The sequence below is a fragment of the Streptomyces sp. NPDC030799 genome (assembly GCF_055572255.1).
Map to the genome: position 1 here is coordinate 481,924 of NZ_JBVIDS010000001.1, position 25,228 is coordinate 507,151.

General features: G+C 71.8%; 23 protein-coding genes. 12 read left to right on the forward strand and 11 right to left on the reverse strand.

The window, feature by feature from the left end; translation table 11 throughout:
* Positions 1-61 precede the first annotated feature (61 nt).
* On the forward strand, positions 62-892 hold the full coding sequence (locus ACZ41I_RS02070) for an oxidoreductase (protein ID WP_468512951.1): 831 nt from the start codon (positions 62-64) through the stop codon (positions 890-892).
* Positions 893-958: 66 nt separating this feature from the next.
* On the opposite strand, the gene ACZ41I_RS02075 is transcribed toward ACZ41I_RS02070, so the two are convergent.
* A complete protein-coding gene (locus tag ACZ41I_RS02075) occupies positions 959-1,516 on the reverse strand; it encodes a hypothetical protein (RefSeq protein WP_468512952.1) in 558 nt (185 codons plus the stop codon).
* A 141-nt stretch (positions 1,517-1,657) separates the two neighbouring features.
* Between ACZ41I_RS02075 and ACZ41I_RS02080 the strand changes: the two genes are divergently transcribed.
* A complete protein-coding gene (locus tag ACZ41I_RS02080) occupies positions 1,658-2,431 on the forward strand; it encodes an IclR family transcriptional regulator (RefSeq protein ID WP_468325880.1) in 774 nt (257 codons plus the stop codon).
* Positions 2,428-3,276: an SMP-30/gluconolactonase/LRE family protein gene (locus tag ACZ41I_RS02085; protein ID WP_468512953.1), complete on the forward strand. Its 849-nt coding sequence runs from the start codon at positions 2,428-2,430 to the stop codon at positions 3,274-3,276. The genes ACZ41I_RS02080 and ACZ41I_RS02085 overlap by 4 nt, the downstream gene beginning before the upstream one ends.
* A gap of 5 nt (positions 3,277-3,281) precedes the next feature.
* Here ACZ41I_RS02085 and ACZ41I_RS02090 read toward each other — a convergent pair whose 3' ends face one another.
* The 6 genes from ACZ41I_RS02090 to ACZ41I_RS02115 all read right to left on the reverse strand — a co-directional run bounded on the left by ACZ41I_RS02090 (position 3,282) and on the right by ACZ41I_RS02115 (position 9,609).
* Positions 3,282-4,679, reverse strand: coding sequence for an FAD-dependent monooxygenase (locus ACZ41I_RS02090; RefSeq protein WP_468512954.1), 1,398 nt, complete (start codon positions 4,677-4,679; stop codon positions 3,282-3,284).
* A 58-nt stretch (positions 4,680-4,737) separates the two neighbouring features.
* Positions 4,738-5,913, reverse strand: a complete 1,176-nt coding sequence (locus ACZ41I_RS02095; protein WP_363215720.1) for an MAB_1171c family putative transporter — start codon at positions 5,911-5,913, stop codon at positions 4,738-4,740.
* Positions 5,914-5,977: 64 nt separating this feature from the next.
* Positions 5,978-7,159, reverse strand: coding sequence for an MAB_1171c family putative transporter (locus tag ACZ41I_RS02100; protein ID WP_399771789.1), 1,182 nt, complete (start codon positions 7,157-7,159; stop codon positions 5,978-5,980).
* Complete coding sequence (locus ACZ41I_RS02105; RefSeq protein WP_399771785.1) at positions 7,156-7,638, reverse strand: toxin; 483 nt, start codon at positions 7,636-7,638, stop codon at positions 7,156-7,158. Before ACZ41I_RS02105 ends, ACZ41I_RS02100 begins: the two co-directional genes overlap by 4 nt.
* Positions 7,639-7,753: 115 nt before the next feature.
* Positions 7,754-8,953 carry an MAB_1171c family putative transporter gene (locus ACZ41I_RS02110; RefSeq protein ID WP_363215733.1) on the reverse strand — a complete coding sequence of 400 codons (1,200 nt, stop codon included), beginning with the start codon at positions 8,951-8,953 and terminating at the stop codon, positions 7,754-7,756.
* Between the two features lie 50 nt (positions 8,954-9,003).
* Positions 9,004-9,609, reverse strand: coding sequence for a toxin-antitoxin system, toxin component family protein (locus tag ACZ41I_RS02115; protein ID WP_468512955.1), 606 nt, complete (start codon positions 9,607-9,609; stop codon positions 9,004-9,006).
* Between the two features lie 67 nt (positions 9,610-9,676).
* On the opposite strand from ACZ41I_RS02115, the gene ACZ41I_RS02120 reads away from it, so the two are divergent.
* Positions 9,677-9,859, forward strand: a complete 183-nt coding sequence (locus ACZ41I_RS02120) for a hypothetical protein (protein ID WP_468513085.1) — start codon at positions 9,677-9,679, stop codon at positions 9,857-9,859.
* Here the strand turns inward: ACZ41I_RS02120 and ACZ41I_RS02125 are convergent.
* Entirely contained in the window at positions 9,846-12,797 is a 2,952-nt protein-coding gene (locus tag ACZ41I_RS02125) for a glycoside hydrolase family 35 protein (RefSeq protein WP_468512956.1), read from the reverse strand. The genes ACZ41I_RS02120 and ACZ41I_RS02125 overlap by 14 nt on opposite strands.
* 75 nt (positions 12,798-12,872) lie before the next feature.
* On the opposite strand from ACZ41I_RS02125, the gene ACZ41I_RS02130 reads away from it, so the two are divergent.
* From ACZ41I_RS02130 to ACZ41I_RS02155, 6 genes are all read left to right on the forward strand, one after another.
* Positions 12,873-13,331: an RrF2 family transcriptional regulator gene (locus ACZ41I_RS02130; protein WP_468512957.1), complete on the forward strand. Its 459-nt coding sequence runs from the start codon at positions 12,873-12,875 to the stop codon at positions 13,329-13,331.
* A 163-nt stretch (positions 13,332-13,494) separates the two neighbouring features.
* The gene (locus ACZ41I_RS02135) at positions 13,495-14,148 is read left to right on the forward strand and encodes a DUF4360 domain-containing protein (protein WP_363215726.1); all 654 of its coding nucleotides are present in this window, start codon (positions 13,495-13,497) and stop codon (positions 14,146-14,148) included.
* A gap of 274 nt (positions 14,149-14,422) precedes the next feature.
* Positions 14,423-15,853, forward strand: a complete 1,431-nt coding sequence (locus ACZ41I_RS02140) for a family 2B encapsulin nanocompartment shell protein (protein ID WP_363215727.1) — start codon at positions 14,423-14,425, stop codon at positions 15,851-15,853.
* Positions 15,854-17,034: 1,181 nt separating this feature from the next.
* On the forward strand, positions 17,035-18,210 hold the full coding sequence (locus ACZ41I_RS02145; RefSeq protein ID WP_468513077.1) for a family 2 encapsulin nanocompartment cargo protein terpene cyclase: 1,176 nt from the start codon (positions 17,035-17,037) through the stop codon (positions 18,208-18,210).
* 76 nt (positions 18,211-18,286) lie between these two features.
* Positions 18,287-19,162, forward strand: coding sequence for a geranyl diphosphate 2-C-methyltransferase (locus tag ACZ41I_RS02150; protein ID WP_468512958.1), 876 nt, complete (start codon positions 18,287-18,289; stop codon positions 19,160-19,162).
* A 121-nt stretch (positions 19,163-19,283) separates the two neighbouring features.
* Positions 19,284-20,630, forward strand: coding sequence for an FAD-dependent oxidoreductase (locus ACZ41I_RS02155; RefSeq protein WP_399771772.1), 1,347 nt, complete (start codon positions 19,284-19,286; stop codon positions 20,628-20,630).
* Here ACZ41I_RS02155 and ACZ41I_RS02160 read toward each other — a convergent pair.
* Positions 20,611-20,862: a DUF397 domain-containing protein gene (locus ACZ41I_RS02160; RefSeq protein WP_468512959.1), complete on the reverse strand. Its 252-nt coding sequence runs from the start codon at positions 20,860-20,862 to the stop codon at positions 20,611-20,613. The genes ACZ41I_RS02155 and ACZ41I_RS02160 overlap by 20 nt on opposite strands.
* 7 nt (positions 20,863-20,869) lie before the next feature.
* Here ACZ41I_RS02160 and ACZ41I_RS02165 point away from each other — a divergent pair, with 7 nt between their 5' ends.
* Both ACZ41I_RS02165 and ACZ41I_RS02170 read left to right on the forward strand, forming a co-directional pair.
* A complete protein-coding gene (locus tag ACZ41I_RS02165) occupies positions 20,870-21,316 on the forward strand; it encodes an ATP-binding protein (RefSeq protein WP_399771767.1) in 447 nt (148 codons plus the stop codon).
* A 187-nt stretch (positions 21,317-21,503) separates the two neighbouring features.
* Entirely contained in the window at positions 21,504-22,169 is a 666-nt protein-coding gene (locus ACZ41I_RS02170; RefSeq protein ID WP_468513078.1) for a DUF4097 family beta strand repeat-containing protein, read from the forward strand.
* A 104-nt stretch (positions 22,170-22,273) separates the two neighbouring features.
* Here the strand turns inward: ACZ41I_RS02170 and ACZ41I_RS02175 are convergent, their stop codons facing one another.
* The gene (locus ACZ41I_RS02175; protein WP_468512960.1) at positions 22,274-23,938 is read right to left on the reverse strand and encodes a pyridoxal phosphate-dependent aminotransferase; all 1,665 of its coding nucleotides are present in this window, start codon (positions 23,936-23,938) and stop codon (positions 22,274-22,276) included.
* 102 nt (positions 23,939-24,040) lie between these two features.
* Complete coding sequence (locus tag ACZ41I_RS02180; RefSeq protein WP_399771763.1) at positions 24,041-25,213, reverse strand: aldose epimerase family protein; 1,173 nt, start codon at positions 25,211-25,213, stop codon at positions 24,041-24,043.
* Between the last annotated feature and the right edge of the window lie 15 nt (positions 25,214-25,228).

Here is a 25,228-nt window from a genome sequence, read left to right on the forward strand (position 1 = left end):
CAACAGCATCCGGCGGCAGTCTGGTCCGTGTCGAACGAATCGAGAGGTACGGGGAGTTGTGATGAACAAGGTATGGCTGGTGACCGGGGCGAGCAGCGGTTTCGGGCGGGCGATCACCGAGGCGGCCGTGGCCGCCGGTGATGTGGTGGTCGGTGCGGTCCGGCGCCCGGAGGCCCTGGGGGACCTGGTGGCCGCCCATCCCGACCAGGTGGAGGCGCTGCGGCTGGACGTCGCCGACCCGGGTGCCGTCGAGGAGGCGGTCCGGGATGTCGTGGGTCGGCACGGGCGGATCGACGTGCTGGTCAACAACGCGGGACGCACCCATGTCGGAGCCGTCGAGGAGACCACCGACGACGAGCTGCGCGCCCTGTTCGACCTGCACTTCTTCGGCCCGGCGGCCCTCGTCCGCGCGGTGCTGCCGCAGATGCGGGAACGGCGCTCCGGCGCGATCGTGCAGATGAGCAGCATGGGCGGCCAGATGTCCTTCGCCGGTTTCGGGGCGTACAGCGCGACGAAGTTCGCCCTGGAGGGCCTGTCCGAGGCGCTCGCGGACGAGGTGCGGGAGTACGGCGTCAAGGTGCTGATCGTCGAGCCGGGCGCGTTCCGGACCGCGCTGTTCGAGGCCGACCGGGCCGGGGTCAGCTCCGACACCGGGGTGTACGCCAGGGTCGCCGAGACCCGGGGTGCCGTCGCCGGTGGCCACGGCAGCCAGCCCGGCGACCCGGCCAAGGCGGCCGCCCTGATCCTGGCCGCGCTGGAGGCCGAGGACACCCCGCTGCGGCTGCCGCTCGGCGAGGACGGGGTGAGTGCCGTCCTGGCCCATCTGGATCAGGTCCGCGCGGACGTCGGCGCCTGGGAGAAGCGGACTCGGGCGACGGCCTTCGACGACTGATCCAGGGGTGTCGTTCGGGTCATCCCGGCGTCGCTCGTCACGGCCGGCCTGATCCGAACGACACCCCTAGGTGATGACGGCCGTCCGCTGCAGCAGCCCCCAGGTGAACTCCGCGACCACCTCGTGCCGTACGCCGTCCGGGCCGGGCGCGGTGAAGGCGAGCCCCCACCGGGTGGGTGCCGTGCCCTCCAGCGGGCGGGCCGGGGCGAAGGCGCGGGCGGCCTCGTCGACCGTGCAGGACCAGGGGACGAGGTCGTGCAGGGTCTCCAGGCGGGGCGCCGGGGCGTCCGGCGCCCGCACCAGCCACTCGTTCCACACCGCCCCGTCCGGCCCGACCAGCACTTCGAAGCGCAGGTCGGGCCAGAGGGGCACAACCCAGCGCCGGGCCTCGCAGTCGACGTCGCCCAGGCGGCGCGGGAGGACGGACTCCGGTTCGCCGAGGACGGACCGGTAGCGGGCGGCGGCCGATCCGGATCGCGGCGAGCGGACCATCGCCTGCCAGCGCTTGTTGGCCTCCCGCATGTCCGCGACCGACGCGCCCAGAAGGCGCCGGGCATCCTCGACCAGGTCCGGATTGTGGTCGGCCATGCGACGCAGCAGCACCAGCTGGAAGTCGACGTACATGCCCCCATCGTGCCCGGCCTGCTCCGGACCATTGCCCGTACACCTCCCCGTGACTAGCCTGTGTTCGTCATGCCGATCGCCTGTTGATATCTCGAACGAGAGGTTCTCAGTGGGCGCTTACATCCAAGGAGGGGGCCGGACGTGGGACGCCTCGTGCCTGCCGTGACCCGGGCTCTCGACATTCTTGAGCTGTTCCTCGACGGGGACGGGACGCTCTCCGCCCCCGACATCGTGCGCAGGCTCCAGCTGCCGCGCACCACCGTGCACGAGCTGGTCACCACGCTCGCCGCACGGTCGTACATCGTGCCCGTGCCGGGACAGCCCGGACGCTACCGGCTCGGCGTACGCCCGTACCAGCTCGGCAGCCGCTACGCCGAGCAGCTCGACCTCTCCGCCGAGGGCCAGCAGGTGGCCCGCTCGGTCGCCGAGACCTGCGACGAGACGGTGCACGTGGCGATCCTGGAGGGCACCGACGTCATCTACATCGCCAAGGTGGACTCCACGCACGCCGTCCGCATGGTCTCCGCGGCCGGCCGCCGTCTGCCCGCCCACTGCACCTCGGTCGGCAAGATGCTGCTTGCCTCGCTGCCGGAACAGGAGCTCGCGGTACGGATCCCGGACGGCGCCGAGCTGACCGCGATGACCCCCAACAGCATCACCGACCCGGCCGCCCTGCGCGAGGCCCTCGCGGGGATCCGGCAGCGGGGCATCGCGGTGGAGAGCCGCGAGTCCAACCCGGACGTGAGCTGTGTGGCCGCTCCGGTGCGCGACCGCACGGGTCAGGTGGTCGCGGCGCTGTCCATCTCGGTCCCCACGATCCGCTGGAGCGACGAGCGCCGGGCCGAGCTGGAGCAGCTGGCCGTCAAGGGCGCGGCGGAGCTGTCCGAGCGGCTGGGCCACCGGAGCGCGGCATGAGCGCCGGATACGAGGTCGCCGTACGGGCCGAGGCGGAGCTGGGCGAGGGCCCGGCCTGGGACCCGGCGACGGACCGGCTGATCTGGCTCGACATCCTGGGCATGCGCGTCCACACCTACGACCCCGCCACGGGCCGTCGTAGCGTGCGGACGACGGAGCAGCACGTGGGCGCGGCCAAGCCCCGCGCGGGCGGTGGCCTGGTGCTCAATCTGCGGGACGGCGTCGGGCTGCTGGACCCCGATGACACCTTCCGCTGGCTGCACCACGAGCCGGTCGCCGGCCGCCGCGCGAACGACGCCGCGGTGGCGCCGGACGGCTCGCTGTGGGCGGGCACCATGCGGTACGACGAGGCGGCGGGCGGCGGCACGCTGAGCCGGCTGACCGGTGACGGGACGGCGGAGACGGTCCTGCCCGGCGTCACGGTCAGCAACGGCACGGGCTGGAGTCCTGACGGGGGCCTCATGTACTACGTGGACAGCCCGACCCGCCGGGTCGACGTCTTCGCCTACGACGGCGAGCGCGTCCATGACCGCCGGCCGTTCGTGCGGATCGAGGAGGGTGCGGGCTTCCCGGACGGGCTGACGGTCGACGCGGACGGGTGCGTATGGGTGGCGCTGTGGGACGGGGGAGCGGTGCGGCGGTACACGCCCCGCGGTGAGCTGGACCGGGTGATCAGCCTGCCCACGCCTCGTACGACCGCCTGTGCGTTCGGCGGCGCCGGCCTGACCGACCTGTACGTCACGACGGCCCGCACGGGGCTCTCGGCACCGCACCCGGTGGCGGGCTCGCTGCTGGTGGTACCGGGCGCGGGCCAGGGTGTCGCCCAGCCGGCGTTCGCGGGCTGACCGGTTCACCCTCGCGCGCGGTCCAGCTCCCGCAGGATCTTCCACTCCTGTGCCGTCAGCGGCGGCTGGGGCAGGGCCGGAAGGAGCGGGCCGGTCAGGGCCGCGAGCATGGCGTCCGGGCGCAGCAGACGGGACGGTCCCGTCGCGAGGCTCGTCACGTCCCAGACGGCGGCGGCCGCCCGGTAGGAGCCGGTGGCCGCCTTCGTCATGCGGCGCGAGTACCGGGTGACGAGGTGATCCGCGACGCCCGGCCGGGCGCCCCGCACCTGGGGGAACCAGACGTCCTGGCCCACCGCCATCGCCCATGCCGCCGCGACCGACCTGGCGACCCCCCGCTGCACCCGCCGGGCCAGCCCGGGCGCGCCGATCCCGCCGCGCCGCAGTTCCGCGCCCAGCACCCCGGCGCCGAGCGCGGCCACCGACATGCCCTGGCCGTAGGCCGGGTTGAACGTGGCCACCGCGTCACCGAGGACGACGAACCCGTCGGGCCACTGGCGGGCCTTCTCCAGATAGCGCCGTACGTTGCTGGTGCTGCGGCTGATGCGCACCTCGGTGAGGGGCTCGGCGCCGGAGATCAGCCGGCCGACGATGGGGTCGGGAAGGTCCGACGCGTACCGCAGGAAACCCTCGGGGTCGGCCGGCGGTTGGCCGCCCCGGGTGCCGGCGAGGCTCACCATCCAGCGGTCGCCCTCGATGGGCAGGACCATCCCACTGCGCCCCGGCCGCCCTCGGTAGGGGTCGGCCTGCAGGAGTGTCAACGGAAACAGCTCGGCCCCGGCGGGCCTGCGGTAGATGCGGGTGGCATTGACGAGACCGGCGTCCACGGTCTTCTCGCGGATGCCCGAAACGCCGAGTTCCGCCAGCCACTTCAGGACCCGGGACCCGCGCCCGCCGGCGTCGGTCACGAAGTCGGCTTCGAGTTCCCGCTCACCGTCGGGCGTCGATATGCGGACCCCCCGGACCCGGTCGGCGTCCCCCATCAGTCCGAGAGCCTGCGCCTTGCGTATCCGCACGTCCGTGCCGGCCAGCACCGCGGCCCGTACGACCCAGTCCAGCAGCGCCCGGCTGCAGGTGAGCATGCGGGGCCCCTCGTGCCGCCAGCGGCGGAACCACCCCTCCGGGGTGAGCGCCACCAGGCCCTGGCCGAGGGCGACTTCGTGGGCACCGGCGGCGAGCAGCCGTTCACGCATGCCCGTCCCGGGCACCAGCTCGTCCATGGCGGCCAGGCCGCCGGCCATGAGCAGGTGGGCATGGTGCCCCTGCGGAAGCCCACGGCGGTGCTCGGGGCCGTCGGGCAGGTCGTCGCGCTCCAGCACGATCACCTCCTCCACGGAGGCGGACAACGCCGCGGCGGCCAGCATGCCGGCCAGTCCGGCACCGATGACGACGGCTCTACGCGGCATGGGGCTCCTCGAATCATCCGGGAACGAACCGGGCAAGCTGGAAGCGGGCCACGAAGGTTCAGCCATGGGAGGTCCTCACCGCACCTTCACCCACGGTTCCCCCGGTGTGCACGGTTTCCAGGGCCTGCGCCAGCTCCACCAGGCCGCTCGGCCCGGACACCTCCGTCGCGTACAGGCGGCTGCCGCTCGGCACCTCGGGCGGCTCCTCGCCGACGGCGGCGCACCGCGCGGCGTCCGCGACCATGGCGGCCTCCGCCGCGATCCGTGCCTCGTGCGGTCCGCGTCCCGCCCGCCGTGCGGCCTCGCGTGCCTTCTCACGGACGCCGTCGTCGAAGTACGGGGCGAGTGCCAGCAGGGCGTCGTGGATGGACACCTCCCGCCAGTGCAGCCGTTCCTGCGGCAGCTGCCACCACGAGCTGGGGGGCTTGGGGGCGATGGACGCGAACCGGAGCTGGGACCACAGCGGTCCGAGCCGGCGGTAGTCGCCGAGGCTGTGCCACTGGGTGAGGACCGCGGGCAGCAGTCTGGGCAGGGCGAAGCCCGCGGAACACAGCAGGGCGGCGAGCGACGCCGCCGGCGGGGCGAGGGTGGTGGACAGGAAGTCCAGGTCGTGTCCCGTCCAACGGGCCACGACCGCCGTGTACTTGGTGAGCTGGAAGCCGGTGGCGTCCAGCAGCGCGCCGACGAGGATCAGCCGCAGACCGGTCCGCAGCAGCCCGGTGACCTCACGCCCCCATTTCACGCACATCGTGCACATCACCAGGATCGACGCGCTGTGCCCGAGCAGATAGAGCAGGATCATCTCCCGCATGCCCGGTGTGTTCGCGTAGTACGTGTCGAGATCGCGCAGCCGCTCGGTGTGCGGGTCCGCCAGCGCGAACAGCACGACGATGGCGGCGATCAGCGCCCCGTAGGCGGCCACACAGTGCAGCGCCGCCCGCCGTAGCCGCTCGCGCGGCCCGCCCCGCCAGTGGATCAGCAGGACGAGCAGTGAGCAGCTGTACGCGGAGAGCATGCCGTACGTGAGCGGCGCACCGAAGTTCGGTACGCCGGTGACGTCGTTGACGGTGGCCAGGGTCAGCGGGGCCGAGCAGACGAAGACGAGGCCACCCAGCGCGACCGCGGCGGACGTCGACACGGTCAGCGGGTTCCACGGGGCGGTGCGGGGCCGGCGGAACAGAAGGGCGGAGGACAGCACAAGAGCCCCGGCCGCCACGTACACGACGAGATTCACGGCCGCGCCCTCCCATCCGCTCGGTGCGCGGCCTCGCGGGACGCGCGTGTCGCCCGGGCCCGCCTCATGCGGTGCCCGTCGGCGTGGTCGTGTCGTGGACGCGGGCGGACGCGACCAGCGTCGAGGTGGCCAGGGCGTCGGCGATGTCGACGAGCGCCGCGGGACCGGGGGCGTGGACCGACAGCAGGTCGATCTCGTCGCACGGTCCCAGGGGCCGCTCCCGGTGCCGTTCCGCCTCGACCGCCGCCGCGACCACCGCCGCCCACGCCACCGACTCGGCGCGTCCCGCGTCGCCCGTCTCCCGCAGGGCGCTCGCGCGGACCTGCTCGTACAGGTCACGGTCGAAGTAGGCGTCCAGATGGCCGAGCGCGTTGTGAATGCTGGTCTGCAGCCACACCAGCCGGGTGGCCGGCGTGACCCAGCGGGGCCGCGGCAGCCGGAGCGAGCGGCGGGTGAGCAGCTCGTCCAGCTCGCGCTCCAGCGGCTTCAGGCGCGCGTACGCCCGTCGGGACCGCTGCCACTCCGTCACCAGAGGCCAGCCCAGGGGGATCAGGATGCCCGTGACGGTGAGGAGCGCGCCGAGCCCGGCGGCCACCGGGGAGGCCGTCGTACCCAGCCGCGACCAGTCGGCCCCGCACCAGCGGGCGACCACGGCGGTGAACTTGGTGATGCTGTACCCGGCGCTGCACAGCGCCCCCGTGCCCAGCATGATCAGGCCCACCCGCAGTCGGCCGTCGACCCGGCGCGCCCAGCGCAGGGACGACACCGCGGTGACACCGGCGGCGGCGAGGTGCCCGGCGAGGTACAGCACGATCATCTCGGCGAGGAACGGCGTCGTCGCGTAGTAGGTGTCCAGATCGGTACGGCGTTCCACCGGCGCGTCGCCCAGCGCGAACATGACCGCGATGCCGAGCAGGACCAGCGCGTAGGTGACGACCCACCGGCGGGCGGTCCGCTGCACCCGCGGCCCGCCCCGCCAGTGGACGACGAGGAGTTGGGAGGCGGCGCTGTACGCCGTGATCGCGGCATAGGTCAGCGGGGCGGCCAGGTTGGGGATGCCGCTGAGCCGGTTGACGGCGCCCACCGTCGGCGGGGCCCCGAGGAGGAAGCACAGCCCGGCCAGGGCCAGCACCGCGCAGATCGCCCGCAGGTACGGATCCCGCCAATGGCGGGCCAGATCGGGCGACTTGACCGCGAGTCCGAGCCACAGCGCCGCGCAGCTGACGTAGTTGATCAGGCCGCTCACCGCTCGGTCCCGCGGTAGTTGAGAGCGGCGGCGATCCGGCCGGCCAGGCCCTGGGCGCCGTCGCCGGGGTCGGCGAACACCGAATCCGCGGAGGCCTCCAGCAACGGGCGCAGCCGACGGCCCATCAGCATGCCGAACTGGTCGGCCGCCTGCTCCTCGACCAGGCTGAAGTCGGTGCGCGCCGCGCCCGCGTCACCCTGGTTCATGTGCCACACCTCGTGACAGAAGATGACGATCTGGTGCCACACGGCCGCCCGCCGGTCGACGACCACGTGGTCGTGCGTCTCCCGCTCCAGCCACAGTCCGCTGGCGGTGTGCGGGGGAAAGACCTCCTTGTGGACGACGACCTCACGGCCGCGCCACGCACTGACGGAGGCGACCAGGGCGTCGAAGAGAGCCTCCGGGTCCGCCGGGACCGGGACCCGCATGGGACCGATGAGGGTGTCGGCGAGCCGACGCATCTCCCTGGTCGTACGCACCCTGCTCTCCGTCATCTCGCCGCTGTCACCCGTGCAATATGCCAAGACTCGGCTCGTCTCGGCCACTCCGCGTCGGAAATCCGCCCGTACGTCTGTGCCTGAGCCCGGCCGCCCTTCACCCCGGGGCCGGTGTGCCGGCCGTCGTGGCGTCCGCGCGGGCGCGCACGGCCGCGACGGCGTCCTGGTGGCGCAGTGCGCAGGAGACCGGGCCGATCTCCCGGAGCAGTTCCGTCGCGTCGGTGTCCGCCATGCCCTCGTCGGGCCGCGGGAGTGCGCGCTTCTCCACGGCGTCCAGGATCGTCACCGCCGCCGCCAGCGCCTTGGCCTTGTCCGGCGGATGACCGAGGGCGAGCGCGGCGTCGTACGACCGGCGGCGCAGGTCCTCGTCGATGCGGCGGCCCAGAGGCAGCAGCATGTCCCGGATGAACGTCTCACGGCGCGTCAGCCGCAACTCCGGGCGGGCCCGCAGCAGCAGGGGCACCCCCTCCCCCTTGACGCTGCGCATCAGCAGGTACAGCGGGCGCAGTTGGTTGTGGGCGAGCCGGACCCGCCAGCGGTCGTGCAGATACTGGCCGACGTGCGGCAGGATGAAGCCGACCGCGATGAGGATGGCCGACAGGCAGGCGACCGGCGGCGCGACGTCGGTGCTCAGCCAGTCCAGGTCGTATCCGGTCCAGCGGGCCGTCACCGCGGTGAGCTTGACGGCGTCGAACACCAGGTTCGTGCCGTAGCCCGCACCCAGCGACACCAGCCCCCAGCGCAGCCAGGAGTCGAGCAGCCCGTCGGTGCTCACCCAGTTCCAGATGAGCCGGGATGTGATGAGGGCCGTGGTGCAGTGTGCGAGCAGGTAGAGCAGGATCTCCTCGCGCATGTACGGGGTGTTGGCGTAGTACGTGTCCAGGTCGGTGCGCCGTTCGACGGGCACGTCCGCGAGCGCGAACAGCACCCACAGCGCGATGATCACCCCGGAGTACGCGGCGATCACCCGGCGCTGCGCGCGGCGGGTGACGGCCGAGCGGTCGGACAGTCCGTGGCGCCAGGCGGTGATCAGCAGCAGACACGACGCGCAGAACGCGGTGAGCAGTGAATAGACCAGCGGGGCGGCGATGTTGGGAACGCCGGTGACCCGGTTGGTCCAGGCGATCGTGGACGGCGTCACGAACACGAACACCGCGCAGGCGAGCAGCAGCAGACCGCCCACCGCGCGCAGCAGCGGGTCCTTCCACAGCCGGATGATCGTGGGAAGTTTGATCGCCAGTGCGGTGGCCAGCACCGCGGTGGCGACCCAGAACGCGACGGAGGACTCGCCGAGCATCCCTGTCGAGCCCAGCCGGCCGGCCAGCGCGGAGGCCGGGCAGGCGCACGTCACCGTGGGCCCCCCGGGCGCCCCCGGTGGCCGAGGGACCGTTGGACGGGGTCGAGCGGCCGGTCCGTGCCCCGGGACAGCCGGGGCCGGAAGGCGGTGGCGAGCAGGTGCCCGAACGCGTCGGCATCGGCCTCGTCCCGCTCCCGGGAGCCGTCACGGGCGGCGACGGCGAGCGCGGCCGCACGCAGGTCGGGCTCCTCGGCCAGCAGGCGGGACGCGGCCGCGCCGGCGCCGGGGTGGTGGCGGTGACCGGCGTGCATGTGCCACAGCTCATGGCCGAGTATGACCAGTTGCTGCACTCCTTCGGCCCGTTCCTCGACGATGACCAGGTCGAAGTCGTGGAACTCCACCCACAGGCCCGTGACCGCGAGCTCGTCGGGGAATCGCTCGAAGCGCAGCTGGACGGGCCGCCCGCCACGGAGGGTGCTCATCGTCGCGCACAGCTCTCGGCACAGCTCACGCGCATCGGCGGGGGGTCTGGGACGGTCCCGGACCGCGGCGGCGAAGCGAGCCGTCAGCCGGCGCATCGTCAAGCCGGCCGGCGAGCGCCGTCGCAGCCTCCCGGCAAACCGGGCCGCACTTCTCCGCGCGCCCGCGATGCCCATCGCGCCCCCTTCTCGCCGACGATCGGCAGCCCGCCCGAGCCTACGCGGAAGGGCGTGTCCGCGTCATGTGATCGGGCAACGCGGCCGACGGCACGGTCACGGTCTTCGCCCCGTCGACCCCGACGCCCGCAACACGGCCGGCGACCCCGAACGGGTCACCCCGCACCCGGTCGAGGGCACCGCCCTGAGGGACGGCACCCTCACCGCCGTACTGGCACCGCTGTCCTGGAACGTGATCAGACGGGCGTGACCGGTAGTCCGCCGCTCGCCCTGCCGAGCAGCGTCAGGCTCACCTTCCCCGGTCCCGACAGCGTGGTGAACTCCGACAGGACCGCCAGCGCGAGGGTGTTGGTGCCCCGGGTGCGCAGGACGCCGTTCGGCAGGACGAAGGTGTGCTGCGGGCCGACGTTGTTGATGTACTGGCCCATGTTCCAGCCGTTGAGGAAGATCTGCGCCCGGTAGGCCCGGTACGGGTCGTCGTCCAGGGTCAGCCCGATCGAGGCGTCGACGTCGGCCGGCACCGACAGCCGGAAGGTGGTCCGGTACCAGGTGACGCCCTGGTACCGGGCGGTGCGCGGGAAGGTCACCTCCTCCCAGTCGTGGTCCCGGAAGCCGGGCAGGTGCCAGCCCTCCCGCTCGCCGTACAGGCCGCCGTTGTTCATCGGGCCGCGGACGGGGTCGGGGGCCTTCTCGCCCTGGATCCGCCACCGCACCCTCGGTGCGGCGCCCTTGAAGGAGACCGCCGTCAGGCCGCGCGCCACCTTGTGCGTGTCGAGCCCCTTGCCGTCCTGGTCGTGCTGCATGCGCCGCACCAGCACGGACAGCACATGCCGGCCGGGGGAGCGCAGCGCCTCCCGTACCGGGAGAGCGGCCGTCGCCGCCCAGCTGCCCTTCCGTACGGTCGTGTCCTTGTCCGGCACCGGCATCCGGTGGGTGCCCAGCGGCTCGCCGTCCAGCCAGGCCATCAACAGGCCCTGGGTGCCGGTGCTGTAGGCGAGCGCGATCTCCTCCAGGCCGGTGGAGTCGGTGAAGGAGCCGCGGTACCAGACGTCGCCGTAGTGGAAGCCGTAGTCGTCGGCGAAGAGGACCGGCTGACCGTCGGGGACCGGTGTCGTGCTGAACGACGTCTTCTTGTCGGCGGCCTTCCAGCCGGAGTCGTCGAAGGCGGGGTCGGCCTCCGGGTTCTCCCTGCGCATCCGCCAGCCGCTCAGCGCGGGCAGCTTCACCTCGGGGGCGGCGGGCAGCAGGCCGGTGGTCAGCAGGCTGCCCGCCAGGGTGACCCGGGTGGGCAGGGTGCGGCCGTTCCACACCACGGTGCGGATGCCCCGCGGTCCCCACACCTCCACGCTCGTCGTCTCGGTGACGTCACCCGTCAAGTGCACCTCGGAGCCGCGCAGCTCCGCGTGCCGCAGCATCGCCGGGCCGTACACCAGCAGGGTTCCGGACGGGGTGTCGTACGGGAAGAGGCGCGCGGCGGTGGCGTCGTCGGTGAAGAGCAGCAGCAGCGGTGTCTCGGTCTCGCCCTTCTGCACCAGCACACGGGTCAGGCCCCCCTCGCCGAGCGGGACGTTCACACGCAGCTCGTCCCCGGCGAAGACCCAGGCGGCCTCCGGGTCCAGCCGCATGACGCTCGGCTCGACCGGGCACTTCAGCACCAGTTCCGCCATGTCGTCGTGCCGCCCCGAGAACACGGCGATGTCCTGCCGCCCCGCCGTCACACACATGACGGGCTGGGCGGTCGCGTACTTCAGCGTCCGCTCGCCCAGCTTCAGCCCGGTCGTGAACAGCCGGGCGTCCTTGCCGGGCACGGTGATCCGCAGCCGCCCGGCGTCGGTCGGCAGATCGCTGGTGACCGCGTCGGCGCCGTCGTTGCGGGCGACGTAGACATGGGCGCCGGTGTCCGGGTTGGTCAGGTGGTAGACCTTCAGGCCCGCGGCGTGCACGTCCGCCGCCCGGTCCAGCTTGGCGAAGTCGGGCACGCGCTGGAGCAGATGTCCGAGCTGGTGCATCGGCGCGATCTTGTCCGTGACGCCTCGGCCCTCGTCGATGGCGGCGCCGTAGTCGTACGACGTGTAGACGACCGGCGCGGGCAGCCAGCCCCAGGAGGTCCCACCGAAGGTCATGTACACGTTGTGCAGGGTGAGCCCGTTGGCGAGGTTGGTCAGGTAGAAGCGCCGCTCGTAGGCCGCGTCCCGGGTGCGCCGCGACTCGGCGTACCCCTTGCCGTCGAACCAGGCGCCGCCCCACGGGTCGAACCAGCCGCCGCCGAACTCGGGCACGAACCCGGGCGTGGAGGGTGAGGCGCTGGCCCCGCCCTTCGGACCTCCGGGCCCGAACGTCCCCCAGTCCGGCGGGGTCGTCGACGGCGACGGATACCCGTCGAAGCCGTACAGCCAGCCGCCCTTCTCGCCGCCGGTGTCGAACGACCCGGGCACCCAGTAGCCGTTGCTCCCCTTGTCGTTGTGGAACAGCGGCACGTCGATGCCGTCCGCCCGCACCTTCTTGTACAGGTGGGACATGTACGCCCGGCCGGTGGCGTCGACATGGGCGTCGTACTCGTTCTCGATCTGGTAGAGCAGGACCGTGCCGGTGCCCTGGGTGAACAGATGCCTGCGGACGATCCGGTTCACCCGGGTCAGCCACTCGTCCACGTGCCCGAGATACGTCGGGTCGTCGGTCCGTGCTCTGCCCTTCGTCGCCGTCAGCCAGCCGGGGAAGCCGCCGCCGTCGACCTCGGCGTTGATGTACGGGCCGGGCCGCAGGATGACGTACAGACCCGTCTCGGCGGCCATGCGCAGGAACAGGTCCAGGTCCCGTACGCCGGTGAAGTCGTACGTCCCCGGGGCGGGGGAGTGGTAGTTCCAGGCCACGTAGATGCTCACGGCGTTGTACCCGTGGGCCCGCATCTTCTGCAGCACGTCCCGCCACAGGGACGGGCTGGGCAGCCGGAAGGGGTGCATCTCACCGGACCACACGACCAGCCGTCTGCCGTCCACGAGCAGGGAGTACCGGTCGTAGCCGATGGTGTGCCGTTGCCCGTCGGCGCTCGGCGGGGCGGGCGCCGGGCCGGTCGGCACACTGCGCGCCGCGTACGCCGAAGGCGCCCCGGGGCCGCCGCTGCCGCCCAGGGCGAGCCCGAGCGCGGCCGAGCCGGCCAGGGCACTGAAAGTACGTCTGCTGAGCGCCAAGGTGGATCCTCCCGGGCGATCTTATGGGGCGCGGGTGCGGCCATTCTCCATGCGGCGGCGCCCCACAATGGATCCATGAGGATCTCGGCACGGGCGGATTACGCGGTACGGGCGGTACTGGAGCTGGCCGTACGGCAGGGTAACGGCCCGGTGAAAGCGGAGGAAATCGCCGCCGCGCAGGGCATCCCGCACAAGTTCCTGGAAGGGATCCTGGGCGACCTCAGGCGCGGCGGGATCGTCGCCAGCCGGCGTGGCGGGGGCGGCGGCTACCGGCTGGCGCGGGACGCGGCGGCGATCACTGTGGCGGACGTCATCCGCGCGGTGGACGGCCCGATCGTGTCGGTACGCGGAGAACGGCCGACGGACCTGGCGTACACGGGAACGGCGCAGCCGCTCCTGCCCCTGTGGATCGCCCTCCGCGCCAATGTGCGCCGCATCCTCGAAGGCGTCACCATCGCCGATCTCGCGACGGACGCACTGCCGGAGCCCGTCCGGGCGCTGGCGGCGGAGCCGGGGGCGTGGGAGAACCCGTGACGGTCGGGCGCAACGGTCCGGCGCAACGGGCCGGTGTGAACGGCCGGTTGTGAATGGCCGGAGTCGGCCCTCCCGGGGGTGAGCGGGGCTTCCTACGATGCGGAGCGCTCGGACTCTCCACAGGTTCCACACAGACCCCCCACTCCACGACACGGGAGAAACCATGGCTGGTGGCCTCCTCCTGAGCGGCGCCGTGGCGGCGCTGCTCACCACCGCACTACCCGCCCGCACGCCCGCCTCCGGGGTGTTCGACAACCCGCCCCCGGACAAGATCGTCATCGATGTGGCGACGGTGAACGGCTCCGGCTGTCCCGCGGGCACGGCCGCGGTCGCCGTCTCGCCGGACAACACCGCCTTCACGGTGACCTACAGCGACTACCTGGCCCAGGTCGGCGGCAACTCCGACCCCACTGCGTTCCGCAAGAACTGCCAGCTCAACCTGGTGGTCCACGTCCCCCAGGGCTTCACCTACGCCGTGGCCAGCGCCGACTACCGCGGCTTCCTCTCGCTCCAGCCCGGCGCGAGCGCCACCCAGAAGGCCTCGTACTACTTCCAGGGCTCCTCGCAGACCGTGCCCAGGACCCACCCCTTCAGCGGCGCGTACAACGACGACTGGCAGGCCACGGACAGCACGGACTGGGCCCAGCTGGTCTGGGCGCCCTGCGGAGTCCTGCGCAACTTCAACATCAACACCGAGCTGAGGGTCAACGCCGGCACCTCGTCCCCCGGCAAGGTCAGCTTCATGACCATGGACTCGACGGACGGGGACATCAGCACGGTGTACCACCTGGCGTGGAAGCAGTGCCCGAACGGCTAGGCAGGCGTTCGCCACGCCGGTCACTCTGAGTGTGCGCCGACTCCGGGCGGCTCTCGTCGGGGAGCGGTCATCCAGCGGTTGACCTGCGGAATCGTTCGACCTGGAGCTTTGTGTGTCAGGGGGCGCGCGAGGGGCGCATGTCCAGCATGCGCAGTGCCTCGCGCGCCGTTTGATTCGATTACTGAACGTAAGCGAGCTCTGCTACTTCTGTGTACGCAGCGTGACGACAGCAGGTCGTCGCGTCTCCCCGTGCCATGGAAGACGAGGTAGAGCCATGCCCCTCGACACAGTGACCGCAGCGGCGGCGGCCCCGGAGTCGGAGCAGCAGCGCGAGCAGCAGAGCCTCAGCACCGCGGCGGCGCGCAATCTCGCCACCACCACCAAGTCCGAACCCCAGATGCAGGGCATCAGCTCCCGCTGGGCGAGCCGCATCCTGCCCTGGGTGAACGTGCCCGGCGCGACCTACCGGGTCAACCGCCGTCTCTCCTTCACCGTCGGCGACGGCCGGGTGAGCTTTGTGAAGACCGGCTCCAAGGTCCAGGTGGTACCCGAGGAACTCGGCGAACTGCCGCTGCTGCGCGGTTTCTCGGACGCCGGCGCGCTCGGTGCGCTGGCCGACAAGTTCGTGCAGAAGGAGTTCGCCCCCGGCCAGGTCATCGTCCAGGAGGGCCGCAAGGCCGACCAGGTGTACCTGATCGCGCACGGCAAGGTCGAGAAGATCGGCGAGGGCCCGTACGGCGACGAGTCCGTGCTCGCACTGATGGCCGACGGGGACTCCTTCGGCGGCCAGGTGCTCGCCGGGCAGGCCAAGAAGTGGGAGTTCACGGCCCGTGCCCTGACCGCCACCACGGTGCTCGCGCTGCCGATGACGGCGTACAAGGCGGTCGCCGACCGCCACGAGGCGCTGCGCCGGCACGTGCAGCACATCAGCTCCAACGGGCAGCGCAAGCTGAACCGCTCGGGTGAGGCGGAGATCGAGCTCAGCTCGGGGCACGTGGGCGAGCAGACGCTGACCCAGACCTTCGCCGACTACGAACTCACGCCGCGCGAGTACGAGTTGAGCGTCGCCCAGACGGTACTGCGGGTGCACAGCCGGGTCGCCGACCTCTACAACGAGCCGATGAACCAGACCCAGCAGCAGCTGCGGCTGACCATCGAGGCGCTGCGCGAGCGGCAGGAGCACGAGCTGATCAACAACGAGGAGTTCGGCCTGCTCAACAACGCCGAGTTCGACCAGCGGATCTCCACGTACTCGGGCCCGCCGGCCCCGGACGACATGGACGAGCTGCTCAGCATGCGGCGCAAGACCCGCTGCTTCCTCGCCCACCCGAAGGCCATCGCCGCGTTCGGCCGCCAGTGCAACAAGCGGGGCATCTACTTCGGCAGCGTCGAACTGAACGGCAACCACCTGCCCGCCTGGCGCGGAGTGCCGCTGCTGCCGTGCAGCAAGATCCCGATCACCGAACAGGGCACGACGTCGATCATCGCCATGCGCACCGGCGAGGACGACCAGGGCGTCATCGGCCTCTACCAGACCGGCATCCCGGACGAGGTCGAGCCCGGCCTCAACGTCCGCTTCATGGGCATCGACGAGAAGGCGATCATCTCCTACCTGGTCAGCACCTACTACTCGGCGGCCGTCCTGGTGCCCGACGCCCTCGGCATCCTGGAGAACGTCGAGATCGCCCGGACGAACGGGAGCTGACGACGGTGTCGTTGATCTCCCGGGTCACGGCGCCCGCCGCGGCCCACGACATGGCGGGTCTGGTACGGGCCCTGCTGTCGGCGGGGCCGCCACCGCCGGCACCGGCACCGACGCGCCCGCCGTCCGCCGGGCCCGCCGCGCCGCCCGAGCCGGCCCTCCCGCCGCGCCCCACAGGCCTGGGCACATCGGCGGCACGCGCCCTGACCGGCACGGCCACCACCCCGCCCCGCACACCCACGGTCCGAGGAACAACCCACACGGGCACGCTGCCGCTGCCACTACCGTCTCCCGCGCCGGACCGACCGGCGGGGCTGTATGCGCCGGGGGCTGTGCAGTTGGCGGGGGTGCGGTTGCCTGCGGCGGCTTTGATGGGGGCGGTGCGGTTGCCTGCGGCGGCTGGTTCGGGGGCGGTGTCTTCGCTTGGGGCGGCTCGGACGGGGTTTTCGCCTGCGGCGGCCGGTCCCGCAGCGGTGCCTTCGCTCGGGGCGGCTCGGACGGTGTCTTCGTCTGCGGCGGCGTGTTCGGGCGCGGTGCCTTCGGCTGCGGCGGCGCGGCCAGGGCCGGTGTCTTCGGCTGCGGCGGCTCGTCCGGGTGCGGTGCCTTCGCTCGGGGCGGCTCGGACGGTGTCTTCGTCTGCGGCGGCGTGTTCCGGCGCGGTGTCTTCGGCTGCGGCGGCGCGGCCAGGGCCGGTGTCTTCGGCTGCGGTGGCTCGTCCGGGGGCGGTGTCCTCGCTTCCGGCGGCTGGTCCGGGGGCGGACGGAAATGCGGCGGGTGGTCAACCGCCGACGGCCGGGAGCCCGGCGGAAGCGCATCACCCGACGGCCGGGAGCCCGGCGGAAGCACATCACCCGACGGCCCGGCCGCCGGCGGAAGCGCAACACCTGACGGCCCGGCAGCCGGTGGAGGCGCATCAGCGGCGGGCCGGGGAGCCGGCGGGGGTGCATGCCCCGGATGCCGGGCAGCCGGTGGCAGGCGCCGTGCCGTCCCCGGCCGTGCCGTCTCCGGCCGGGCTGCCCACCGGGCCCACCGCACTGGGCGCCTCGGCTGCGGCCCTCGGCCGGGTCCGGCTGGGCACGGATACGGCCGCCCTCAGGCCGGTTGGGCTCGGCGAGGACGCGGCGGCCCCCAGGCCGGTTGGGCTCGGCGAGGACGCGGCGGCCCCCAGGCCCGTCGCGCTCGGCGTGGGCACGGCGAGCCTCGGTCCCACCGGGCTCGGCACTTCGGCGGCAGGGCTTGGTCCCACCGGGCTCGGCACTTCGGCGGCAGGGCTTGGTCGGGTCGGACTCGGTGGTTCGGTGGCAGGGCCTGCTCGTAGCGGTTCCGGCTCGCCGGTGGCAGACTGCCGTGCCCCCGCCCCCGAGCCCCGCCGGGAGGCGTCGGCGCACGGCTCCGATCTCGGACGGCGGCTGCACTGTCCGCCGGCCGTGCGCGACGACCCCGCCCTGGGCGAGACCGTCACCGAGCGCCTGGTCGAGTGGGCCGAGGAGATCGGGATCTACCCGGGCCAGCTGGACAAGATCCGCACGGCCGACTTCGGCCGGCTGATGATGCTGGCCCACCCCGAGACCGACGACCCCGACCGACTGCTCGCGGCGGCCAAGTGCGCACTGGCGGAGTGGGCCGTGGACGACCACTACGTCGACGGCGAGGTGGAGGAGGCCCGCCCGGAGCAGCTCGGCCAACGGCTCGCCATCGCCCACTCGGTGATCGACCAGGCGAACCTCCCGCTCGCCTACGCCCCCCAGTTGGAGGAGGTCGTCACGGCGGACCCGGTCATGCGGGCCCTGCGCGACAGCCTGCGCAACCTCCACGGGTACGCGACGACCTCACAGGTGCGCCGGCTCCGCCACGAGCTGGGCATCATGTTCGTCGCCTACGGCCAGGAAGGCTACTGGCAGTCCGCCGGGCACACCCCGCCGGTGTGGGAGTACCTGATGCACCGGCACGAGAACAGCTTCATCCCGTGCATGGTGCTCGTCGACGCGATCGCCGGGTACGAGATCCCGTACGGCGAGTTCGCCGACCCCCGGGTACGGCGCGCGTTCACGCTCGCGGGCACCGCCACCGTGATCGTCAACGACCTCTACTCCATGGCCAAGGAGAAGGGCCCGACGGATTTCAGCCTGCCCCGGCTGATCGCCGCAGAGGACGGCTGCTCGCTGGAGGAGGCCGTCGACCGCACCGTCGACATCCACAACGAGCTGATGCTCACCTTCGAGGCCGAGGCGGCGGCGCTCGCCCACACCGGCTCCCCGGAACTGCGCCGGTTCCTGGCCGGCACCTGGGCCTGGGTCGGCGGCAGCCGGGAGTGGCACGCCAGCAGCGGCCGCTACCACGGCACCGCCCAGGCCGCCTGACCCGAGCCCCCGCCCCTCTCCCTCCCTCCGTGCGTCTCTCGCGCATCACCACCCGAGTCCCCCGTAAGGAACCCCCATGTCCAAGATCTCCACCCAGATGGAAAGCATCGCCATGGGCGATGTGCTGCGCACCGACTACCAGAAGTCGGTCGCGGAGTACTGGAACAAGGAGAAAGACCCCGTCAACATCAAGCTCGGCGAGGTCGACGGCCTCTACCACCACCACTACGGCCTCGGCGAATGGGACCCCTCGGTCCTCGCCGGCCCGCCCGAGAGCCGCGACCAGCGCATCATCGAGGAACTGCACCGCCTGGAGACCGCACAGGCCGAGGTGCTCCTCGACCACCTCGGCGACATCACCCCGGACGACCGTCTGCTGGACGCCGGTTCCGGCCGCGGCGGCACCAGCTTCATGGCCAACGCGCGCTTCGGCTGCCACGTGGACGGCGTCAGCATCTCCGAACAGCAGGTCGGCTTCGCGAACGAGCAGGCGCGGCAGCGGGGCGTGGCCGACAAGGTCCGCTTCCACTTCCGCAACATGCTCGACACCCGTCTGGAGACCGAATCCCGCCGGGCCATCTGGACCAACGAGACGACCATGTACGTCGACCTGTTCGAACTCTTCGCCGAGTTCTCGCGCCTGCTGGAGTACGGCGGACGCTACGTCTGCATCACCGGCTGCTCCAACGACGTCACCGGCATGCGCTCCAAGGCCGTCAGCAGGATCGACGAGCACTACACCTGCAACATCCACCCGCGCAGCGAGTACTTCAGGGCACTCGCGGCGAACAACCTGGTGCCGATCCAGGTGGTCGACCTGACCCCGGACACCATCCCCTACTGGGAACTGCGCGCCAAGTCCTCCGTGGCCACGGGCATCGAGGACTCGTTCCTGACGGCCTACAAGGAGGGCAGCTTCCACTACCTCCTCATCGCGGCCGACCGGATCTGACATTACGGCGTGCAGGCCCATGGGCGCATGATCGTGGGCCTGCACGCGCTCCCCAGGTGCTTCCCGAGCCCCGTACCGGGACTCTCGGCGGTGCCGTTGACTCGGGTGGATGGGAAACGACATGAGAACAGAACACCCCTGGCGCAAGGCCATTGTCATCGGTGGCGGCTACGCGGGACTGGTGACGGCCCGCGTGCTGTCCGACTTCTTCAGCGAGGTCGTCCTCGTGGAACGGGACGCCGTCGACGAGGACACCGGCGTCCATCCGGGCGCTCCGCAGGGCTACCACGCGCACGCGATGCTGGCCAAGGGCGGCGAGATCCTGGAGAGGCTGTTCCCGGGACTGCGAGAGGAGTTGAGAGGAGCGGGAGCGCCGGTCTTCGACTACGGAGAGGGCATCGACTTCCTGCTGCCCGTGGGCCGCGCGCCCCGGCACCGTACGGGAGTCCGGATCCAGACCTTCACCCGTGACGAACTGGAACGCCGCCTGCGCCGCAAGGTGCTCGCGCTGCCCCAGGTCAGGCTGCTTCCGTCCACCCGGTGCACCGGGCTGACCCGGGACTCCTCGGGCCGGATCGCCGGCGTGGCGTGCCAGTCGGAGAGCGCGGAGCCCTTCGAGCTGGCCGCGGACCTGGTCGTCGACGCCTCCGGACGGTCCAGCTCCCTGACCGACTGGCTGGGCACCCTGGGCATCACCGTGCCGCCCAAACGGACGGTGAAGGCGAAGATCACGTACACGTCGATGAACTTCGACCGGCCGCACCAGAGCCAGCCCGGCCACCCGGACTTCTACGTCGCCTACCAGATGCCGTTCGCTCCCACCGTGCCCCGGGCCGGGGTCCTGCTCGCCGTGGAGCGCGACCGCTGGACTTGCTCCCTCTTCGGCTTCCAGGACCAGCCGCCGACCGACGACGAGGGCTATCTGGCCTTCGCCGAGACCCTGAAGAACCCGCACCTGGCCGAACAGATCGGCCGACGTACCGTCCAGGAGCCCACCCGCCGCTACACCAACACCGAAAACCAGTGGCGGCCCTTCCACGCCGTGAAGGACTGGCCGGACCGCCTCATCGCCGTCGGAGACGCCGTCTGCGTCTTCAACCCCGTCTACGGCCAGGGCATGACGGTGGCCGCGATGGAGGCGGAGCTGCTGCACGACATGCTGAAGCGCCGCCGCGCCTCCGGGCAGCTGGACGGCCTCGCCGGCGGTTACCAGAAGAAGCTGGGCCGACTGCTGCTGGGCCCGTGGACGCTGTCCACCAACTCGGACCTGATGTGGAACCCGGCCGGCCAGCCCCTCGCCGCGCGCTTCGCCCACTGGTACAACACGCGCCTCTTCCACGTGGCGGTGAAGGACGCGGCCGTATGGACGAGGTTCGTCCGCGTGGTGAACATGGTGGCCTCACCGGCCCTGCTGTTCCATCCCTTGGTGGCCCTGAAGGTCCTGACGGTCACACCCCGACGCGCGTGAGGAACGCGGACCACGCCGTGGGGGACAGGGTGAGGGTGGCGCCTTCCTTGTCCTTCGAGTCGCGGACGTGGAGGGTGGCGGGGGTGCGGGCGACTTCTTTCGCGCCGGAGACGAGGAACCCGCCTCGCCGGCCCTCGCAGTGGGCGAACCACCTGTCCTCGATCCGCCTGTCGTCCAGTGGCGGAAGCTGCTCTCGCCGTGCCTGGTGAAGTCCTGTTCCCCTCCGATGCATTGGCCCCATGGAAGCCCCCTCCCCGCAGCTCGCCGACCGCACCTTCACCCAGCGTTTCAGCTCCACCCCCCGAGGCGCCCGCCTCGCACGACACCTGACCCTCGCCCAGCTCGACACCTGGGGCATCCCGCACGGCACCGAAACCGCGGAGGCCGTCACCCTGATCGTCGCCGAACTGGCCGCCAACGCCGTGACCCACGGCCGGGTGCCCGGGCGGGACTTCGAGCTGCGCCTGTTCCTCCGGGCCGGCGGCATCCGAGTCGAGGTGACCGACACCCGCGCCGAGCGCCGCCCGCCGGCCCCCGGCCAGGTACCCGATCCCACGCCCCTCGCGGAAGCGGGACGCGGGCTGTGGCTGGTGGACGCGGTGGCCGATCGGTGGGAGGTGGTCGACCGGGACCCACCGCGGAAGACGGTGCGGGCCGAGATCGACGTGACAACGGGGTGTGGGTAGCGTTCAGCGGCAGTCCATTGCAACGAAGCGAAAATTGCATTGCGTTACCTTGCAGGGTGGTTGCAACACTTTCACGCCTGTCACCTGCACAGATCCCAATCAAGCGCAACGAGCATGTTGCCTTGCCCTGGAAAGCAACGTAGCTTTTCCGGTGTCAGAAACGAACCAGCGCGCACCGGAGACCACCATGCAGAAGTTCGACACCCCCGCCCCGATCTCCGCCGTCCTGCACATCCCCGCCGGACGCATCCAGCTCATCGCCGCCGACCGCACCGACACCGCCGTCGAGGTCCGGCCCGCCGACCCCGCCAAGAGGCGCGACGTCCAGACCGCCGAGCACACCGACGTCTCCTACGCCGACGGCGTCCTGCGGATCACCACCGCGGAACCCAAGAGCCAGCTCTTCGGCCCCTCCGGCGCCCTCGACGTCACCGTCAAACTGCCCGCCCACTCCCGCGTCGAGGCCCACACCGCCGGCTGCGAACTCCGCGGCGTCGGCCGCCTCGGCGACGTCACCTTCGAAGGCGCCTACCGCCGGACAAAGATCGACGAAACCGCGAGCCTGCACCTCACCGCAACCGACGGCGACATCGAAATCGGCCGCCTGGGCGGCCCCGCCCGGATCGGCACCGCACGCGGCGACATCCGCATCACCCAAGCCGCACACGGCACCGTCGAACTGCGCACCCAGTCCGGCGACATCACCATCGGCGCCGCCGCCGGCGTCTCCGCCACCCTGGACGCCGGCACCAGCTACGGCCGCATCAGCAACACCCTCAAGAACACCGGCACCCCCGCACTCGACATCCGCGCCACCACCTCCCACGGCGACATCACCGCCCACAGCCTCTGACTCCCGGCCGAGTGCAGCGCCCCGCAAGGGGCGCGGGGAACTGCGCGAGCAACCACGACGAACCAGCAGCCGCCCGCACCCAGCACCCCACGGCGAGCGGGCGTCTAGGCCCCCGCCGCATTGGGCCAGCTCTGCGCATTGGGCCACCCCGTTGCCGGGGCCGGAGTCAGACCGGTTGCCGGCGCCGTCATTCCCCGCACCTGAGCCGCCGTGAGCCCACCCCGGGCCGGCACCCCGGGCGGCGTCGGCGCGACAGCGGCCGCAGGAGCCGGAACCGGAGCAGGCGCAGGCATCGGTGCCGGCTGAGGCGCCGCAGGCACAGGCACCGGCACCGGCTGCGGCACCGGCGCCACAGGTTGCTGGGCCGGAGCTGCCATCGGCTGGGGCGCCGCGGGCAAGGGCTGCTTGGCCGGAGCCGGCTGAGCTGCCGCGGGCACCGGCGTCGGCTGAGGCGCCGCAGGCAGGGGCTGGGCCGCAGCGGGCAACGGCTGAGGCGCCGCAGGCAAGGGCTGCGGTGCCGTCGGCAGTGGGGTGGGTGTCGGCTGAGGCGCCGCAGGCATCCCGCGTCCGTTGGTCTCGCTCATCAGCCGGTCCACCGCCGCCGTACCCGAGCTGTAGCTGGTCCCGGTGCCCAGCTCGGGCACGGCGGCTCCCCTCCTGGACCCGTAGAGCACCTGTTCCAGGCCGGACACCAGGCGACGCACGTCGACCTGGGGGCGCACCACGAGTCTCAGGAAGCGGCTGGACGAACCGATCTTGTTGCCGCACTCTCGGACCAGAATCCGGTGCTCGGTGAGCATCCGGTCCCGGACCAGCGTGCCCTCGGCGCCGACGGGCAGGCGCACGAAGAGGAAGTTCCCTTGGGACGGGTACACCGTCAACCCCGGCAGCGCCGACAGATGGCTGGCCATCTCCAGCCGGTCGCGGCGGACTTGCTGCAGGCTCTGCGCGTACTCGGCGCCGTGCTCCTTGAGCATGAACACCACGTGCTCGGCGAAGGAGTTGAGGTTCCACTTCGGCAGCATCGCCCGCACCTTCCCGGCGAGCGCCGGGTTGGCGACCAGGTAGCCGAAACGCACGCCGTGCAGACCGAAGTTCTTGCCGAGGCTGCGCAGCACGATCACATTGGGGCGGAGCATGGCCTCCTGGACGACGCTGGGATCGGCCTCCGCGTCGGCGAACTCCAGGAAGGACTCGTCGATCACGATCAGGTCCAGGTCCGCCATCGCGTCCATGAACTGCACCACCGACTGCTTGCGCACATAGCCGCCGTCGGGGTTGTTGGGATTGCAGATCACCGCCACCCGGGTCCTGCGGGCCCGGATGAACTCGGCGTACTGCGCGAGGTCCAGCGCGAACCCGCTCGCCTCCTGGAGCGGGAACATGTCGACCCGCTTGCCGGTCTCCATGGGCTGGTCGGTCCAGCGGCCGAACGTGGGCACCGGGACGGCGAGGGACTCGCGCACCAGCAGGTGGTCGATCCAGGTGATCAGTTCCGTGGAGCCGTTGCCCATCGCCACGCACTGCGGCGGCAGCTGGAGCAGGGAGCACAGCTCACCGGTGATGGTGTCGGCGCTGCTCGGGTAGTACGTGATGATCTCGCGCAACCGGGCCGACAGTTCGTCGTACATGGCCGGCGTCGGGAAGTACGGGTTGCACGGGATGCAGAAGTCCACCGGGCCGGTCCCGTCGCCCTCGCGCGTCAGCGCCGCCATCGAGGGGCTGTGCGCGGCGCCGCCGCGGAACAACGAGGTGACGTTGCCGGCCAAAGGAGACCTCCGTTCAGGGTGGCCCGTGCGGGGGAGCACGGGCCGCCCATGGATACGGAGGGGACGGCAGTGGCGTTCAACTCACCTGCTGTGTGAGCCGGTTCACGCCCCGAACGTGTGGACCGTCGTCGTCCGGTACGTCTGTCCCGGCCGCAGCACGGTGGAGGGGAAGTTCGCGTGGTTCGGCGAGTCCGGGAAGTGCTGCGTCTCCAGGCACAGGGCGTCGCCCTGGCGGTAGGTGCGGCCGCCGGTGCCGGTGAGGGTGCCGTCGAGGAAGTTGCCGGAGTAGAACTGCAGGCCGGGCTGGTCGGTGGCGATCCTCAGGGTGCGGCCGGAACGCGGGTCGCGCAGGGTCGCCACATGTTCCGGGCGCGCCGTGACGCCCTTGTCCAGGACCCAGTTGTGGTCGTAGCCCTTGGCCTGCACCTGCTGGACGTGTCCGGCGCGGATGTCCCGGCCGATCGTCTTGGCGTGGCGGAAGTCGAACGGGGTGCCCGCGACCTTCGCCAGCTCGCCGGTCGGGATGAGGCCCGAGTCGGTCGGGGTGTAGCGGGAGGCGGCGATCCGCAGCTCGTGGTCCTCGATCGTGCCGCTGCCCTCGCCGGCCAGGTTCCAGTAGACGTGGCTGGTGAGGTTGACGACGGTCGCCTTGTCCGTGGTGGCCTCGTAGTCGATGCGCCACTCACCGTGCCGGGTGAGGGTGTATGTCACCCTCGCCTTGAGCGTGCCCGGGTAGCCCATCTCGCCGTCGACGCTGGTGTAGTGCAGGTGCAGGCCGACCTCGGAGCCGTCGGCGAACGGCTCGACGTCCCACACGTGCTTGTCGAAGCCCTGCTTGCCGCCGTGCAGGCTGTTCACGCCGTCGTTGACGGAGAGCTGGTAGCTCTTGCCGTCCAGGGTGAACCGCCCCTTGCCGATGCGGTTGCCGTACCGCCCGATCAGGGCGCCGAAGTACGGGCTCCTGGCGACGTAGTCGGCGATGTCGCCGAAGCCCGCGACGACGTTGGCGTGGTGACCGCGGCGGTCGGGGACCTCCAGGGTCTGGACGATGCCGCCGTAGTTCAGCACCTTCAGCCGGGTGCCGCCGTTCTCCAGCGACCAGCGGTAGACCCTGGTGCCGTCGGCGAGCTTGCCGAAGGGTTCCTTCACCGGCTTCCTTCCCGAGCCTGCCTGTGCGCTCGTGGCGGCAGCGGCTGATGTCGTCGTGCCGAGGGTGGTGGCGGCGATGCCGGCCGCCGCGGCTCCAGCGATGACCGTGCGTCTGTTCAGTTCCATGTGATGCGGCTCCCT